Annotated in this window: 13 protein-coding genes; 8 read left to right on the top strand and 5 right to left on the bottom strand. The window is 74.1% G+C overall.

The features are described from left to right. Nucleotides 1-32 precede the first annotated feature (32 nt). Nucleotides 33-926 carry a LysR substrate-binding domain-containing protein gene (locus J5Y09_RS18415; RefSeq protein ID WP_209353289.1) on the bottom strand — a complete coding sequence of 298 codons (894 nt, stop codon included), beginning with the start codon at nucleotides 924-926 and terminating at the stop codon, nucleotides 33-35. Nucleotides 927-1110: 184 nt separating this feature from the next. On the opposite strand from J5Y09_RS18415, the gene accD reads away from it, so the two are divergent. Further along, nucleotides 1111-2037, top strand: coding sequence for an acetyl-CoA carboxylase, carboxyltransferase subunit beta (gene accD / locus J5Y09_RS18410; protein ID WP_209353288.1), 927 nt, complete (start codon nucleotides 1111-1113; stop codon nucleotides 2035-2037). Nucleotides 2038-2042: 5 nt separating this feature from the next. Further along, nucleotides 2043-3314: a bifunctional folylpolyglutamate synthase/dihydrofolate synthase gene (locus J5Y09_RS18405; protein ID WP_342451501.1), complete on the top strand. Its 1272-nt coding sequence runs from the start codon at nucleotides 2043-2045 to the stop codon at nucleotides 3312-3314. Here J5Y09_RS18405 and J5Y09_RS18400 read toward each other — a convergent pair. Continuing rightward, nucleotides 3303-3521: a DUF4170 domain-containing protein gene (locus tag J5Y09_RS18400; RefSeq protein ID WP_209353287.1), complete on the bottom strand. Its 219-nt coding sequence runs from the start codon at nucleotides 3519-3521 to the stop codon at nucleotides 3303-3305. The genes J5Y09_RS18405 and J5Y09_RS18400 overlap by 12 nt on opposite strands. Before the next feature lie 123 nt (nucleotides 3522-3644). Here J5Y09_RS18400 and J5Y09_RS18395 point away from each other — a divergent pair, with 123 nt between their 5' ends. Next, complete coding sequence (locus tag J5Y09_RS18395; protein ID WP_209353286.1) at nucleotides 3645-4889, top strand: putative DNA modification/repair radical SAM protein; 1245 nt, start codon at nucleotides 3645-3647, stop codon at nucleotides 4887-4889. Nucleotides 4890-4918: 29 nt separating this feature from the next. Here J5Y09_RS18395 and J5Y09_RS18390 read toward each other — a convergent pair whose 3' ends face one another. Next, the gene (locus J5Y09_RS18390) at nucleotides 4919-5935 is read right to left on the bottom strand and encodes an NAD(P)/FAD-dependent oxidoreductase (protein ID WP_209353285.1); all 1017 of its coding nucleotides are present in this window, start codon (nucleotides 5933-5935) and stop codon (nucleotides 4919-4921) included. A gap of 82 nt (nucleotides 5936-6017) precedes the next feature. On the opposite strand from J5Y09_RS18390, the gene tsaE reads away from it, so the two are divergent. The 5 genes from tsaE (at nucleotide 6018) to J5Y09_RS18365 (ending at nucleotide 12370) form a co-directional block, all read left to right on the top strand. After that, a complete protein-coding gene (gene tsaE / locus J5Y09_RS18385; RefSeq protein WP_209353284.1) occupies nucleotides 6018-6476 on the top strand; it encodes a tRNA (adenosine(37)-N6)-threonylcarbamoyltransferase complex ATPase subunit type 1 TsaE in 459 nt (152 codons plus the stop codon). Next, the gene (locus J5Y09_RS18380; RefSeq protein WP_209353283.1) at nucleotides 6473-7462 is read left to right on the top strand and encodes an aminoglycoside phosphotransferase family protein; all 990 of its coding nucleotides are present in this window, start codon (nucleotides 6473-6475) and stop codon (nucleotides 7460-7462) included. The genes tsaE and J5Y09_RS18380 overlap by 4 nt, the downstream gene beginning before the upstream one ends. Next, the gene (locus J5Y09_RS18375; RefSeq protein WP_209353282.1) at nucleotides 7459-8187 is read left to right on the top strand and encodes a nucleotidyltransferase family protein; all 729 of its coding nucleotides are present in this window, start codon (nucleotides 7459-7461) and stop codon (nucleotides 8185-8187) included. The genes J5Y09_RS18380 and J5Y09_RS18375 overlap by 4 nt, the downstream gene beginning before the upstream one ends. Before the next feature lie 13 nt (nucleotides 8188-8200). Further along, entirely contained in the window at nucleotides 8201-11248 is a 3048-nt protein-coding gene (gene addB / locus J5Y09_RS18370) for a double-strand break repair protein AddB (protein WP_209353281.1), read from the top strand. 261 nt (nucleotides 11249-11509) lie between these two features. After that, complete coding sequence (locus J5Y09_RS18365; protein WP_209353280.1) at nucleotides 11510-12370, top strand: calcium-binding protein; 861 nt, start codon at nucleotides 11510-11512, stop codon at nucleotides 12368-12370. Between the two features lie 293 nt (nucleotides 12371-12663). Here J5Y09_RS18365 and J5Y09_RS18360 read toward each other — a convergent pair whose 3' ends face one another. Further along, entirely contained in the window at nucleotides 12664-13329 is a 666-nt protein-coding gene (locus J5Y09_RS18360; RefSeq protein ID WP_209353279.1) for a hypothetical protein, read from the bottom strand. Beyond that, nucleotides 13326-13835: an RNA polymerase sigma factor gene (locus tag J5Y09_RS18355; RefSeq protein WP_209353278.1), complete on the bottom strand. Its 510-nt coding sequence runs from the start codon at nucleotides 13833-13835 to the stop codon at nucleotides 13326-13328. The genes J5Y09_RS18360 and J5Y09_RS18355 overlap by 4 nt, the downstream gene beginning before the upstream one ends. Nucleotides 13836-14181 lie beyond the last annotated feature (346 nt).

Below are 14181 nucleotides of genomic sequence, written 5' to 3'. Positions count from 1 at the left end.
GGCCGGACGGATATCGTGCTCGGCGGCCGCCTTCATTCCGCCGCGGCGGAGAAGCCGCGCAGCCGTTCTGCGATCACCTTCGCCACGGCCTCCACCGCCGCGCGGCGGGGGAAGGCGGCGCGCCAGGCGATGCGCACCGTGCGCGTCGCCCGCCGCTTCAGCGGCACCAGCGTGATGCCCGCATCCTGCGCCGCGCCCGCCGCAAGTCCCGGGATCAGCGTCGTGCCGTAGCCGGCGGCGACCATGTTGATCAGCGTCGCCAGCGACGAAGCGCGCAGCGACCCGCCCCGCGGGCCGGCGAGGCCGCAGGCGGCCAGCGCCTGGTCCCGCAGGCAGTGCCCGTCGGCCAGCACCAGCACGTCCGGGGCGAGGTCCTCCTCCGCCACCCGGGCCCGGCCGCACAGCGCGTGCTCGGGCGGCAGCGCGGCGAGGAAGGGCTCGGTGAACAGCGGCTCGGTCGACAGGTCGGCGCCCTCGGGCTCGGTCGCGATCAGCGCGGCGTCCAGCTCGTGCACCCGCAGCCGTTCCAGCAGCGCGCCGGTCACGTCCTCCCAGGGCTCGATCTCCAGCTGCGGCAGCGCCGCGCGTAGCGGCGCGAAGACCAGCGGCAGCAGGTAGGGGCCGAGGGTGGGAATGACCCCCAGGCGCAACGGCCCGCGCAGCGGGTCGGCGGTGGCGCGGGCCAGCGCCGCCATGGCGTCCACCTCCGCCACCGCGATCCGGGCATGGGCGAGCAGCATCTCGCAGACCGGGGTCGGGACCACCTGCTTGCTGCTGCGCTCGAACAGCACGACGCCGAGCGTTTCCTCGAGCCGCCGCAGCTGGACCGAGAGCGTCGGCTGGGAGACGCGGCAGGCCTCCGCGGCGCGGCCGAAATGGCGGTGCTCGGCCAAGGCAAGCATGTAGCGGAGGTCGCGGAGGTTCATCGGCGAGGCAGCGATTGATAGGGTCTATCGGTCACGCGCGAACATGGGCGCGGGCCGATCCTTCGTCCAGCCATGCCGGGCGGCTGGCCCCCGGGCCCGGCACCCCATATAAGGCGCCGCGCCGGTGGTCCGGCGCCGCCGCGGACGCCCTGCGCCCGCCGGCCATCGGGGGCGAGTGCCGTTCATGAACTGGATTTCCGACTGGGCCCTGCCGAAGATCTCGGGCCTGTTCAAGCGGGACGTGCCGGAGAACCTCTGGCACAAATGCCCGTCCTGCGAGCAGATGATCTTCCGCCGCGACCTCGAGACGGCGCTGCATGTCTGCCAGCATTGTGGCCACCACATGCGGATTTCCGCCGCGCGGCGGCTGGAATGCACGCTCGATCCCGGCTTTTCCCGCATCGAGCTGCCGCGGGCGCCGGCCGACCCGCTGCGCTTCCGCGACCAGCGCCGCTACACGGACCGGCTGAAGGAAGCGCAGACCAAGTCCTCGATGGATGACGCGGTGGCGGTCGCGCATGGCGCGATCGACGGCCAGCGCGCCGTCGTCGCCGCCTTCGAGTTCGCCTTCATGGGCGGCTCGATGGGCGCGGGCGTGGGGGAGGCGATCGTCACCGCCGCCAAGCTCGCCGTACTGCAGGACGCGCCGCTGATCGTCTTCACCGCCTCGGGCGGGGCGCGCATGCAGGAAGGCGCGGTGTCGCTGATGCAGATGCCGCGCACCGTCATCGCGACGCGGCTGGTCAAGGAAGCGGGCCTGCCCTTCATCGTGGTGATGTGCGACCCGACGACCGGCGGCGTGACCGCGTCCTTCGCCATGCTGGGCGACATCCACATCGCCGAGCCCAACGCGCTGATCGGCTTCGCCGGCGCGCGGGTGATCGAGCAGACGGTGCGGGAGAAGCTGCCCGAGGGCTTCCAGCGCGCGGAATACCTGCTGGAGCACGGCATCCTCGACATGGTGGTCAAGCGGGGGGAGATGCGCGCGACGCTGGCGCGCATCATCGGCCTGCTGCGCACGCCGCTGGTCGAGGCGCCGGCCGAGGCTCCGGCGCCCGAGGCGGCCGAGGGCCTGCCCAGCGAGGCCGAGGCAAGCCCGGCCAAGGCCTGACCCGCGTGTCCCGCGCCGAGGCGATCGTCGAGCGCCTGCACGCGCTCCATCCGAAGCTGATCGACCTCAGCCTCGGGCGGATGCATCGCGCGCTCGCGGCGCTCGGCCACCCCGAACGCAGCCTGCCGCCGGTGGTCCATGTCGCGGGCACCAACGGCAAGGGCAGCACCTGCGCCTTCCTGCGCGCGATCGGCGAGGCGGCGGGGCAGCGCGTGCATGTCTACACCTCCCCCCACCTGGTGCGGTTCCATGAACGCGTGCGGCTGGCCGGAACGCTCGTCTCCGACGTCGCGCTGACCGCGGCGCTCGAGGAAGCGGAGGCGGCGAACGGCGGCGAGCCGATCACCGTCTTCGAGATCACGACCGCGGCCGCGCTGCTGCTGTTCAGCCGCGTGCCGGCGGACATGCTGGTGCTGGAAGTGGGCCTGGGCGGGCGGCTCGACGCGACCAACGTCGTGGACCGGCCGGTGGCGACGGCGATCACGAGCCTGTCCATGGACCACATGGATTTTCTCGGCGACACGCTGGGCGCCATCGCCTTCGAGAAGGCCGGCATCATGAAGCCCGGCGTGCCCTGTGCGACCGGCGCGCATGCCGAGGAGGCCGCCGCGATGCTGGCGCGCGTCGCGGCCGACCACGGCGCGCCACTGCTCGCGCGCGGGCGGGACTGGCGCTGCGAGCCCGTCCCGCGTGGGCTGCGCTACACCGATGCGCGGGGCGCGATCGACCTGCCGCCCCCCGGCCTGCCGGGCCCGCACCAGATCGAGAATGCGGGGATCGCCATCGCCGCGCTGCGCGCCTGGAACCCGGCCTGGCTGACGGACGATGCCATCGCGCGCGGCGTCGCCGCCGCCGAATGGCCGGCGCGGCTGCAGCGCCTGTCGGGCGCGCTGGCCGATTCGCTGCCGCCGGGCTTCGAGCTCTGGCTGGATGGCGGGCACAATGCGGGCGCGGGCGTGGCGCTGGCGGCCCATCTGCCCGCCTGGGCCGACCGGCCGCTGCACCTGGTCGTCGGCATGAAGAAGGGCAAGGCGAGCGTCGATTTCCTCCGCCCGCTGATCCCCTTCGCCACGACGCTGACCGCGGTCGCGGAACCCGGGCAACACCTGGCCATGCCGGTCGAGGACATCGTCGCGGCAAGCGGCGGCGTCGCGCGCCCCGGTCCCACCGTGACCCAGGCGCTGACGCGGATCGGGCGGGAAGGCCCGCCGGGGCGCGTGCTGGTCTGCGGCAGCCTCTACCTCGCGGGCGAGGTGCTCAAGGCCTCAGCCGGCTGAGTCGCCGCCCGGCCGGGGCACCTCGAGCACGAACAGGCGGTGCTGCGCCGTGTCCACGCGGCGGCGCATCTCGTCGCGCCAGGTGCGTTCCGCCGTCGCGGCATCGTGGAAGGGGCCGAAGCACTGCTCGGTGCCGGACTCGATCTCCTGCCAGGCGCTGTCGGCGAAGACGCCGCCCCAGACGAACCAGAGTTTCCGCGCGGCCATGGTGAGCCTCCTCGATCGCGACCCGTTCTTGCCCCGTTACGCTGCAACGCAGCAAGAGACGATGCGATTGTGCCGCCGGATGTACGAACATATAGTGAACATACCCTCCGGACACCGCGACCCATGGACCTGCGCCGCAAGCTCGAGATCCTCGCCGACGCCGCGAAGTACGACGCCTCCTGCGCCTCCTCCGGCACCGAGCGCCGCGATTCCCGCAAGGGCGGCCTCGGCAGCACGGAAGGCAGCGGCATCTGCCACGCCTATGCGCCGGACGGGCGCTGCATCTCGCTGCTCAAGGTGCTGCTGACCAATGCCTGCGTCTTCGACTGCGCCTATTGCGTCAACCGCGCGTCCAGCAACGTGCCCCGCGCGCGCTTCACGGTGGAGGAGGTCGTCGGCCTGACGCTCGACTTCTATCGGCGCAACTACATCGAGGGGCTGTTCCTGTCCTCCGGCATCATCCGCTCGCCCGACTACACGATGGAACAACTGGTGCGCGTCGCGCGGTCGCTGCGGGAAGAGCACGGCTTCCACGGCTACATCCACCTCAAGACGATCCCGGATGCCGACCCGGCGCTGCTCGAGGCCGCCGGGCGCTACGCCGACCGGCTGTCGATCAACGTGGAACTGCCGCAACAGGCGAGCCTCAAGCGCCTCGCGCCCGAGAAGGACCTGCCCGGCATCCGCCGCGCCATGGGCCGCCTGACGCTGTCGATCGACGAGGCGAAGGAGGCCCGCCGCACCGCGCGCCGCGCGAAGCCGCCGCGCTTCGCCCCCGCGGGGCAGAGCACGCAGATGATCGTCGGCGCGGATGCATCCGACGATGGCGCGATCCTCGGCCTGTCCACCACGCTGTACGCCGCGCACGGGCTGCGGCGCGTCTACTACTCGGCCTATTCGCCGATTCCCGACGCCGCCGCGCTGCTGCCGCCGGTGCCGCCGCCGCTGGTGCGCGAGCACCGGCTGTACCAGGCGGACTGGCTGCTGCGCTTCTACGGGTTCTCCCTGCCGGAAATCATGGCCGGCGGCGATGGCGGGATGCTCGACCTCGAGGCCGACCCGAAGCTCGCCTGGGCGCTGAAGCATCGGGACCGCTTCCCCGTCGACCTCAACCACGCGCCGCGGGAGATGCTGCTGCGCGTGCCGGGCCTCGGGACGAAGACGGTGGCGCGGCTGCTGGCGGCACGGCGCCACCGCACGCTGCGCATGGAGGACCTCGCGCGGCTATCCCTGCCGGTGACGAGGATCGCGCCCTTCGTCACCGCGGCGGGGCATGTGCCGCGGACGCTGGACGCGGCGGATCTGCGCCAGAGCGTGGTGCCGCGCACCGCGTTCGGGCGGCCCGTGCAGATGTCGCTGTTCGGATGAAGGGCGGGGGAGGGGAACCTCCCCCGACCTCACGCCGCCGGAACCCCCTTGCTCGTCGAATACTCGAAATGCAGCGCCTCCCCCGGGAACACCCTGGGGTGGATCGCATGCGCCGCCATCGCCGCTTCCGAGAACCCCTGCAGGATCAGCTTGAGCTTGCCCGGATAGGTCGCGATGTCCCCGATCGCGTGCACGCCGTCGATGTTCGTGGCACAGGTCGAAGGCTCCACCGCGATGTGGCTGCGCTCCAGCCCCAGCCCCCATTCGGCGATCGGGCCGAGGTCCATCGACAGCCCGAAGAAGGCGAGCAGGTGGTCGGCCGGCACCGCCATCTCCTCCCCCTTCAGCGTCGCGAGCACGACGGATTCGAGGGTCGATCCATCGCCCTTCAGCCCATGCAGCTGGTAGGGGATGGCGAGCTCGATCTCCCCGCGCTGCGCGGCCGCGTCCAGCTGCGCGGCACTTTCCGGCGCGGCGCGGAATTTCGGCCGGCGGTGCACCACCGTCACCTTCGCCGCGATGTCCTTCAGCGACAGCGCCCAGTCCACTGCCGAATCCCCGCCGCCCGCGATCACCACGCGCTTGCCGCGGAACTCCTCCCGCCGCGTCACCATGTAGCGCACGGCGCCGGAGGCCTCGTAGCCGGGCAGCCCTTCCAGCGGCGGCCGGTTCGGCCCGAAGGCGCCCGCGCCGGCGGCGATGATCACCGCCTTGCAGCGCACGGTGTCGCCCGCGCTGGTGGTCAGCAGGATCGCCTCCCCATCCTTCGCCAGGCCCTCGACGCGCCGGCCGAGCAGGTAGGTCGCGCCGAAGGGCTCAGCCTGCTTTTCAAGTGCTGCGACCAATTCCCCGCCCGCGATCGAGGGATGCGCGGGGATGTCGTAGATCGGCTTTTCCGGATAGAGCGCGCTGCATTGGCCGCCCACGGCTTCCAGCGCGTCGATCACGACGCATTTCATGCGCAGCATGCCGCATTCGAACACGGCAAAGAGCCCGACCGGCCCCGCGCCGATGATCGCGACATCCGTTTCGACCTGCGCGGCCATGGCCACTCCCCCGAATCCCGGCCCGCGTGATAGACGGGTCGGGCCGCCGATCCTAGCCGGGTGCTCCCCGGCCCGCCCCCCGATGCCCCGGACCGTGACCATCGACCTGCCGGACCTTGCCGCCACCCATGCCCTGGCCGCGCGCCTCGCCGCGCTGCTGCGGCCGGGCGATGCGGTGCTGCTGGAAGGCGCGCTCGGCGCGGGAAAGAGCGAATTCGCCCGTGCCGTGCTGCGCTCAGCATCCGGCGACCCGGCGCTGGAAGTGCCGAGCCCGACCTTCACCCTGGTGCAGTCCTACGACCTGCCGGCCTGCGCCGCGCATCATTTCGACCTCTATCGGCTGGACGGGCCGGCGGGGCTTGCGGAACTCGGCTGGGACGAAGCGCGGGAAGGGATCGTGCTGGTGGAATGGCCTGAAAGGCTGGGCGGCCTGGCGCCTGCGGACGCGCTGCGTGTCGCGCTGGCGCAGGGCGATGCGGAGGATGCGCGCCGCGCGACGCTGTCGGGCTGGGATGCGCGGATGCGGGCGCTGGCGGCATGAGGGAGGCGGGAGACTTCCTCCGCGCCGCCGGCTTCGGCGCCGCGCGCCTGGTGCCGCTGCCGGCCGATGCGTCCCACCGCCGCTATGCGCGGCTGGTCGGCGGGCCGGCGCCCGCGCTGCTGATGGACGCGCCGCCGCCCGAGGATGTGCGCCCGTTCCTCGCCGTCGCGCGCCACATCTCGGGCATCGGGCTCTCGGCGCCGAGTATCCTCGCGGAGGATCCGGCAGCCGGCTTCCTGCTGATCGAGGATTTTTCCGACGCGACGCATGCGGCGCTGCTCGATGCCGGCGCCGATCCGCTGCCTTTGTATCTGGAAGCGGCGGAGGCGCTGGCCGCGCTGCACGCCCATGCCCCGCCCGCCTTCCTGCCCGCCTGGGACGGCGCGGCCATGGCCCGGGCGACCGCGGCGACCTTCCTCGACTGGTGGTGGCCGGCGGCGATGGGCGCGCCCGCGGATGCCGCGACGCGCGCGGCGTTCGACGAGGCGATCCGCGCCATGCTCGCGCCCTTCGCGCGCACGGACGGCTTCGTCCATCGCGACTACTTCCCCGCCAACCTGCTGCGGCTGGAAGACCGCGCCGGCCCGCGCCGCACCGGGATCATCGACTTCCAGGATGCCGCGATCGGCCACCCGGCCTATGACCTGGTCTCGCTGGTCGAGGATGCGCGGCGCGACGTCGCGCCCGAGATCCGCGCCGCCGCGATCGACCGCTACCTCGATGCGCGCGGCGACGTGGACCGGGACGGCTTCGCCGCCGCCATGGCCGCCTGCGCGGCGCAGCGGCATCTGCGCGTCGCGGCATTGTGGGTGCGGCTCGACCGGCGTGACGGCAAGCCGCGCTACCTGGCGCATGGCCCACGCTGCTGGCGGCTGCTCGATGCCGCGCTGGCGCATCCGGCGGCGACGCCGCTGCGCGACATCCTCGACGCCCATGTGCCGCCCGCGCGCCGCACCACACCCGCCGCCGCGACGGAGGCCGCATGATTGCCCTGACCCACGCCATGGTGCTGGCCGCCGGCCTCGGCACGCGCATGCGGCCGCTGACCGACGACCGGCCCAAGCCGCTGCTGGAACTGGATGGCCGCTCGCTGCTCGACCATGCGCTGGACCGGCTCGCCGCGGCCGGCGTCACGCAGGCCGTGGTGAACGCGCATTGGCGCGGGGAGCAGATCGCGATCGCGATGGCCCGGCGCGACCATCCGCGCATCCATCTCCAGGCGGAGGAGACGCTGCTGGAAACCGGCGGCGGCGTGGCGCGCGCGCTGCCGGCGCTGGGCGGCGCGCCCTTCGCGGTGGTGAATGGCGATGCCTTCTGGCTGGATGGCCCGACGCCGGCGCTCGCGCGGCTCGCCGCCGCCTTCGACCCGGCGGAGATGGACGCGCTGCTGCTGATGGTGCGCACCACGCAGGTGGAAGGCGTGGTCGGCAAGGGCGATTTCCTGCTCGACCCGGTCGGGCGGATGCGTCGCCCGAAGGAACGGGAGATCGCGCCCTACCTCTATGCCGGCGTGCAGATCCTCAACCCCGCGCTGTTCGAAGGCGCGCCGGCCGGGGCCTTCAGCCTGAACCGCCTGTACGACCGCGGGATGGAATCAGGCCGCCTGTTCGGGCTCGTGCATGACGGCGTGTGGTTCCACCTCTCGACGCCCGAGGACCTGCGCAACGCGGAGGACACGCTGCGCGCGGGCCTGACGCGGGCGCTGTTCTGAAGGGCGGGCGCGGATGACCCTGCACGCCATCCCGCCGCACGCGCCCTTCCTTGAAACCCTGGCCGCCGGGCTGCTGGCGCGGATGCCGGCGGATGATCCCGTCGCACTCGCCCGCGCCACCATCCTGCTGCCGACGCGGCGCGCCGCGCGCGGGCTGCGGGAAGCCTTCCTGACCGCCGCCGGCGGCCGCGCCCTGCTGCTGCCGCGCATGCGCGCGCTGGCGGGCCTGTCCACCGAGGAAGCGGACGAGCTCGCGCTGCCCGATCTGCTCGACCTGCCGCCCGCGGTCGATCCGCTCACGCGGCAGGCGGTGCTCGCCGCCATGGCCGCGCGCATCCCGTCCCGCGCCGGCGGGCCGGCCACGCCGGAACAGGCCTGGCTGCTCGCCGGCGAACTCGCCCGGCTGTTCGACGAGGTGGCGCTCGAGGAATCCGACCTCGCCCTGGTGGCCGAGGCCGGGCCGCGCGCCTTCGCCGAGGGCTGGCTCGCGCGGCTCGACGGGCTGGTGCCGGACCGGCACGCGGCGCATTGGCGCATCACCACCGCCGTGCTGCGCGGGGCGGCGACCGACTGGGCCGATTGGCTCGAGGATCGCGGCCTGCTCGACATCGGCCTGCGGAGGGTGAAGGCGCTCGTGCTCCAGGCGGCGGCCTGGCGCGACCAGCCGCCCGCCGAGCCGACGATCGCCGCCGGCATCGGCGCGGGCGGCACCATCCCGGCCGCCGCCGCGCTGCTCGGCGTGCTGGCCGCGGCGCCGGCCGGGGCCGTGGTGTTGCAGGGCTTGCCGGAGCCGATGGACGCGGCGCTGTGGGATGCGGTCCGCGCCGCGCCGACGCATCCGCTGGCCGGCCAGGCGCGGCTGCTCGCCGCGCTCGGCGCGACGCCCGCGGACCTTCTTCCCTGGCACGAACCCGCCCCTGCCGGTGCCGCGCCCGACCGCGCCGTGCTGCTCGCCCGCGCGCTGGCCCCCGCCGAGGGCCTCGCCGCCTGGACCGAGCGCGACCCGCCGCGCTGGCGGGCGGCGATGGAGGGCCTGTCGCGCCTGACCGCCAGCGAGGCGCAGCAGGAAGCCGCCGCCATCGCCCTGCTGCTGCGGGAGGCGGTGGAAACGCCCGGCCGCCGCGTCGCGCTCGTCACGCCGGACCGGGACCTCGCGCGCCGCGTCTCGGCGGACCTCGCCCGCCACGGCATCACGGCGGATGATTCGGCCGGCGACCCGCTGGCCGAGACGCCCGCCGCGACCTTCCTCCGCCTGCTGGCGCGCGCGGTGGCGGAGGATCTCGCGCCCGTCCCGCTGCTCGCGCTGCTCAAGCACCCCTTGTGCGCCGGCGGGATGGAGCGGGCGGAGTGGCTCGCCGCGGCGCGGCGGCTCGAACGGATCGCGCTGCGCGGGCCGCGCCCGGCGCCGGGCCTCGCCGGGCTGCGCGGCGCAGTCACCGCCGCGCGCGGCGACGCGCCGGCCTCGGTCGAGGCGCTGATCAAGGCGCTGGCCGCCGCGCTCGACGGCTTCGCCGCGCTGCCGACGAGCCCCGCCCGGCCCGTCGCCGACCTGTTCGATGCGCAGATGAAGGCGGCCGAGGCGCTGGCCGCGACCCCCGACCTGCCCGGCGGCCTCAGGCTGTATGCGGGGGAGGAGGGCGAGCCGCTCGCCCGCCACCTGCACGCGCTGCGGGAGGCGCTCCCCAAACTGCCGCCGATCGCGCCCGCCGATTGGCCCGACTTGTTCGAGGCGACGCTCGCCGGGCCTGTCGCGCCCTCCCTCCGCGCGGCGCGGCGGCGGGGGGATGCGGCGCATCCGCGCGTGGCGATCCTCGGCCTGCTGGAAGCGCGGCTGCAATCCTTCGACCGCGTCGTGCTCGGCGCGCTGGAGGAGACGGTCTGGCCGCAGGCCACCGATCCCGGCCCCTGGATGAGCCGCCCGATGCGCGCCGCCTTCGGCCTGCCGGAACCCGAGGCGCGAATCGGCCGCGTCGCCGCGGATTTCCTGTTCGCCGCGGCCGCGGCGCCGGAGGTGGTGCTCTCGGCCGCCGGGCGGCGCGGCGGGTCGCCCACCGTGCCGGCGCGCTGGCTGACGCGGCTCGACACCTTCCTCGCCGGGCAGGCGGGGCTGGCGCTCGCACCTTCCCCCGCCGCCGCCTGGGCCGCGGCGCTGGATGCGCCGGACAGCGTGACGCCCTGGCGACGTCCCGCCCCGGCGCCGCCCGCCGCGCGCCGGCCGCGGCGGCTGACGGTGTCCGACGCGCAGCTGCTGATCGCCGACCCCTACGCCTTCTACGCGCGGCGCATCCTGAACCTCTCCGCGCTGAAGCCGCTGGAGGAGGAGGTCGGGGCGCTCGACTACGGCAACCTCGTGCATGTCGCGATGGCGCATTTCCTGCGCGCCATCGGCACGGGCTGGCCGGGGGAGGCGCCGGCCGCCCAGGCCTGGCACGCCGCATCCGCCGCCGCGCTCGCCGCCCATGCCGAGCGGCCGGGCGTGCTCGCCTTCTGGGCGCCGCGACTGGCGAATATCGGCGCCTTCGTGCTGGAGCAGGAGGCCGCGCTGCGCGGCCCCGCGCCGCTGTCCGCCTGCCTTGTCGAGGTGAAGGGCCGCGCCCTGCTGCGCCTGCCCGGAGGCGAGGTGGAGGTCGAGGCCCGCGCCGACCGGCTGGACCGCCTGCCGGACGGGTCCTGGCGCGTGGTGGACTACAAGACCGGCGTTGTCCCCAAGGCGCGCGACCTTGCCGCCGGCGGCGCACCGCAACTGCCGATCGAGGCCTGGCTGCTGGAGCAGGGCGGCTTCCCGGGCACCGGGGACGGGCTGGTCGGGGACCTGCTGTATTGGCGCCTGACCGGCGGCGAGCAGCCGGGCGAGGTCCGCGCCCTCGGCGCCGCGACCGAGGATGGCGCGCGCTACGCCGACCTCGCGGCGGATCGCCTCGCGGCGCTGGCGGAACGCTGGCTGCTGGGCGACGCACCCTTCCTGTCGCGCCCGCATCCCGGGCGCGCGGCGGCGGGCGGGGAGTACGACCACCTCTCGCGCATCGCGGAATGGTCGGCGGGCAGCGATTCCGGGGAATGACGGCCGGCGCGCCGGCGATGCACGCGGCCTGACCCGCGCCCTGGCCGGCGCCGCGCCCCCGGCGGGCATCGCAGCTGTGTCGACCGCGCGCAGGATCGAAGCGTGAATGCCGTCCGCGGAAGGGTTGCGCCTCCGCGCGAACGAAATGACGCGAATGCGATGACCCAGCCCGTCGGATGAACCTCGCGCAGGATTGCGTTGTACCGGCAACCGGATCGGGTCGCCCCGCGCCGGCCAAATCAGAACCGGGAGAACAAAACGATGCCCACCATCCATGGCACCGAGGACAGCGACCGGCTGGTCGGCAGCAGCCTTGCCGACATCGTCTTCGGCCGCGCCGGCAATGACTTCATCTCCGGCGGCCTCGGCAACGACGTGCTGTGGGGCGAGTCCGGGAACGACAGCATCCTCGGCGGCGACGGCAACGACACCGTCTTCGGTGGCGCGGAGGACGACACGATCCATGGCGGCGCCGGCTTCGACAGCCTGGTCGGCGGCATCGGCAACGACGTGATGTTCGGCGACGCGGGCGACGACGTGCTGGTGGACGATCTCGGCAACGATACGCTCGACGGCGGCATCGGCAACGACATCCTGCGCAGCGGCAAGGAGAACGACCTGCTGCGCGGCGGCGCGGGCGCCGACCAGCTCAACGCCGGCGCGGACAACGACACGCTGGAAGGCGGCGACGGCGCCGACCGCATGTTCGGCGAGGCCGGCAACGACATCCTGCGCGGCGGCATCGGCAACGACGTGATGGATGGCGGCACCGAGGCCGACACGCTCGACGGCGGCGCGGGCGCCGATGTCATGCGTGGCGGCACGGGTGCGGATTTCTTCCTCGCCGGGCTCGGCAACGACGTGATGACCGGCGGCGCGGACGACGACACCTTCCGCTTCGAAGGCCGCACGGGGGCCGACCGCATCACCGACTTCTCGGTCACCGACGACAAGATCCAGATCGCCCATGCGGGCGTGGACGATTTCTCGGACCTCCGCTTCCGCCAGGATCTCGGCGGCAACGCCGTCGTCGCCTGGGGCGACCCGCTGGATGGCGTCTCGGTCACGCTGGTCGGCGTGCGCGTCGCGTCGCTGACGAGCGACGACTTCTCCTTCGGCTGAGGCGCGGGACGGTCCCGGCCATGCCGGGACCGCGACCACCGCCGCGCGTCCTGCCAGTCGCGGGGCGCCGCGGATGCCGAGGGTGGGTGCCGGGCCGCTGGGGGGTGGCCCGGCATCCTGCCGATGTCGCGCCATGCGACGGTCGCGGCCACGAGGAATGGTCTGGTATGCGGCACGGGGGTTTGCCTCCGTGCCGCTTGTCGCGTCATGCCGTCGGAGCGGCGGACCGCGCCGGCACGATCGAAGCGAGCGAATGCTTGCCCGCCATGCTCAACGGCGGGCCGGGCGCGCGGTCAGTACGCCGGCGTCCAGCCGCGACGGCGCGCCGCGGCTTCCTCCTCGGCCGAGAGCGCCGGGCCGGCGCCGAGCCGTTCCAGCACCTCCCCGATCAGGGGGTCGACGCCGCTCGCGGGCTGGTAGCCGCCCCCGCCGGCGCGGGCGACGGCGGCGCGCAGGCGCCAGCCATTCTCCTCCCGGCAGGCGAGGCCTGCCATCCCGCCGGCGCGTTCGGCCACGGTGAAGGCGCGGCAGATCATGCCCGCCTCGGTCGCGTGGGTGCCGGCGACGACGACGCCGCCGCCGACGGTCCCGGCCCGCGAATCCAGCGCGGCCAGGATGCGCGGCGTCAGCATCCCGTCCCCGTCCCCGCTCGGCAGCGACAGGGCGAGCGCGAATCCCGCGGCCACGCCGGCGAGCAGCCCGAAGCCGGTGCGCCGCCAGCCCGGGCGATTGTCGTTCCCCGCGGCCGGCGCCATCGCCGCCGCGACCAGGTGCGCCGGCACGGGTTCCGCCAGCGTATCGGCGAAGGCGCCGCGCGCGGCGTCGCGCCCTTCGGCCAGCAGCGCGGCGCGCTCGGCGAGCGCGGGGTCGGATTCGATCGCGGCGGCGATCGCCTCGGCCTCGGCATCGGGGAGAAGGCCGTCGACGAACAGCAGCAGGGTCTCGTCGGTGACGCTCATGACTCGTCCCTTCCTGGGGCGGGTTTCAGCATCCGCGCCAGTGCCATCCGTCCCCGTGCCGCCCGGCTCATCACCGTGCCCGGCGGGATGCCCAGAAGGGCCGCCGCCTCGGCGAAGGTGAATTCCTCGATGCATGTCAGGGCCAGCGCCTCGCGTTGCTCCTCCGGCAAACGCAGCATGGCCCGCTCCACATCCTTCACGGACAGACGAAGTGCCATAATTTCGGCACCATCCGCCCCGGAGATCGTTTCGGCGGCGTCGATCGGCTCATGCACCCCGCCGCGGGCGGCGCGGCGGCGGTGGCTGTCCAGCCATAAATTCCGCAGCACCCGGAACATCCAGGCGTCGAAGCGCGTTCCTGGTTCGAAGGAGGAGTGGTTCCGGAGGGCCCGTTCGCAGGCGTCCTGCACCAGGTCGTCCGCCGCCGCGGGACTCCCGGTCAGCGCCCGGGCCAGGCGGCGAAGGCGCGGCAGGAGCGCGACCAGGTCCGCTTGGAAGGAGGACACGCGATGACGACTCCGGAGAATAAGGAATGGTGCAACCGTTTCGGTGTCTCATATCCCGGGAATCATGGTCTGACGAGGGCGAGAGGTTTGCGCAGTCGAGGTTTCGGTCCCTTTGCCGTGCTGGCGTTGCTCCTGCTGCTCGGGGGCGCGCCGGCGCTGGCCGACGATGATGGCGGCGATGGCGGCGGCGGTGGTGCAGGGGGCGGTGGCGCAGGGGGCGGTGGCGCGGGTGGCGGTGGCGCCGGCGGCGGCGGCGGCGGTGCGGGCGCCGGCGATGGCGGTGCTGGCGCAGGCGGAGGCGGCGGCGGCGTGGGAGGCGGCGGCGCGGCCGGCGATGGCGGCGGCT

The organism is Roseomonas nitratireducens, from assembly GCF_017813355.1.
In the GTDB taxonomy this organism is placed as follows: domain Bacteria; phylum Pseudomonadota; class Alphaproteobacteria; order Acetobacterales; family Acetobacteraceae; genus Neoroseomonas; species Neoroseomonas nitratireducens.
This window is presented reverse-complemented; position numbering and strand designations above follow the sequence as displayed.

Coding starts and splice junctions, on each gene's coding strand:
- J5Y09_RS18415 (WP_209353289.1), bottom strand. CDS start 926: ATGAACCTCCGCGACCTCCGCTACATGCTTGCCTTGGCCGAGCACCGC.
- accD (WP_209353288.1), top strand. CDS start 1,111: ATGAACTGGATTTCCGACTGGGCCCTGCCGAAGATCTCGGGCCTGTTC.
- J5Y09_RS18400 (WP_209353287.1), bottom strand. CDS start 3,521: ATGGCCGCGCGGAAACTCTGGTTCGTCTGGGGCGGCGTCTTCGCCGAC.
- J5Y09_RS18395 (WP_209353286.1), top strand. CDS start 3,645: ATGGACCTGCGCCGCAAGCTCGAGATCCTCGCCGACGCCGCGAAGTAC.
- J5Y09_RS18390 (WP_209353285.1), bottom strand. CDS start 5,935: ATGGCCGCGCAGGTCGAAACGGATGTCGCGATCATCGGCGCGGGGCCG.
- tsaE (WP_209353284.1), top strand. CDS start 6,018: ATGCCCCGGACCGTGACCATCGACCTGCCGGACCTTGCCGCCACCCAT.
- J5Y09_RS18380 (WP_209353283.1), top strand. CDS start 6,473: ATGAGGGAGGCGGGAGACTTCCTCCGCGCCGCCGGCTTCGGCGCCGCG.
- J5Y09_RS18375 (WP_209353282.1), top strand. CDS start 7,459: ATGATTGCCCTGACCCACGCCATGGTGCTGGCCGCCGGCCTCGGCACG.
- addB (WP_209353281.1), top strand. CDS start 8,201: ATGACCCTGCACGCCATCCCGCCGCACGCGCCCTTCCTTGAAACCCTG.
- J5Y09_RS18365 (WP_209353280.1), top strand. CDS start 11,510: ATGCCCACCATCCATGGCACCGAGGACAGCGACCGGCTGGTCGGCAGC.
- J5Y09_RS18360 (WP_209353279.1), bottom strand. CDS start 13,329: ATGAGCGTCACCGACGAGACCCTGCTGCTGTTCGTCGACGGCCTTCTC.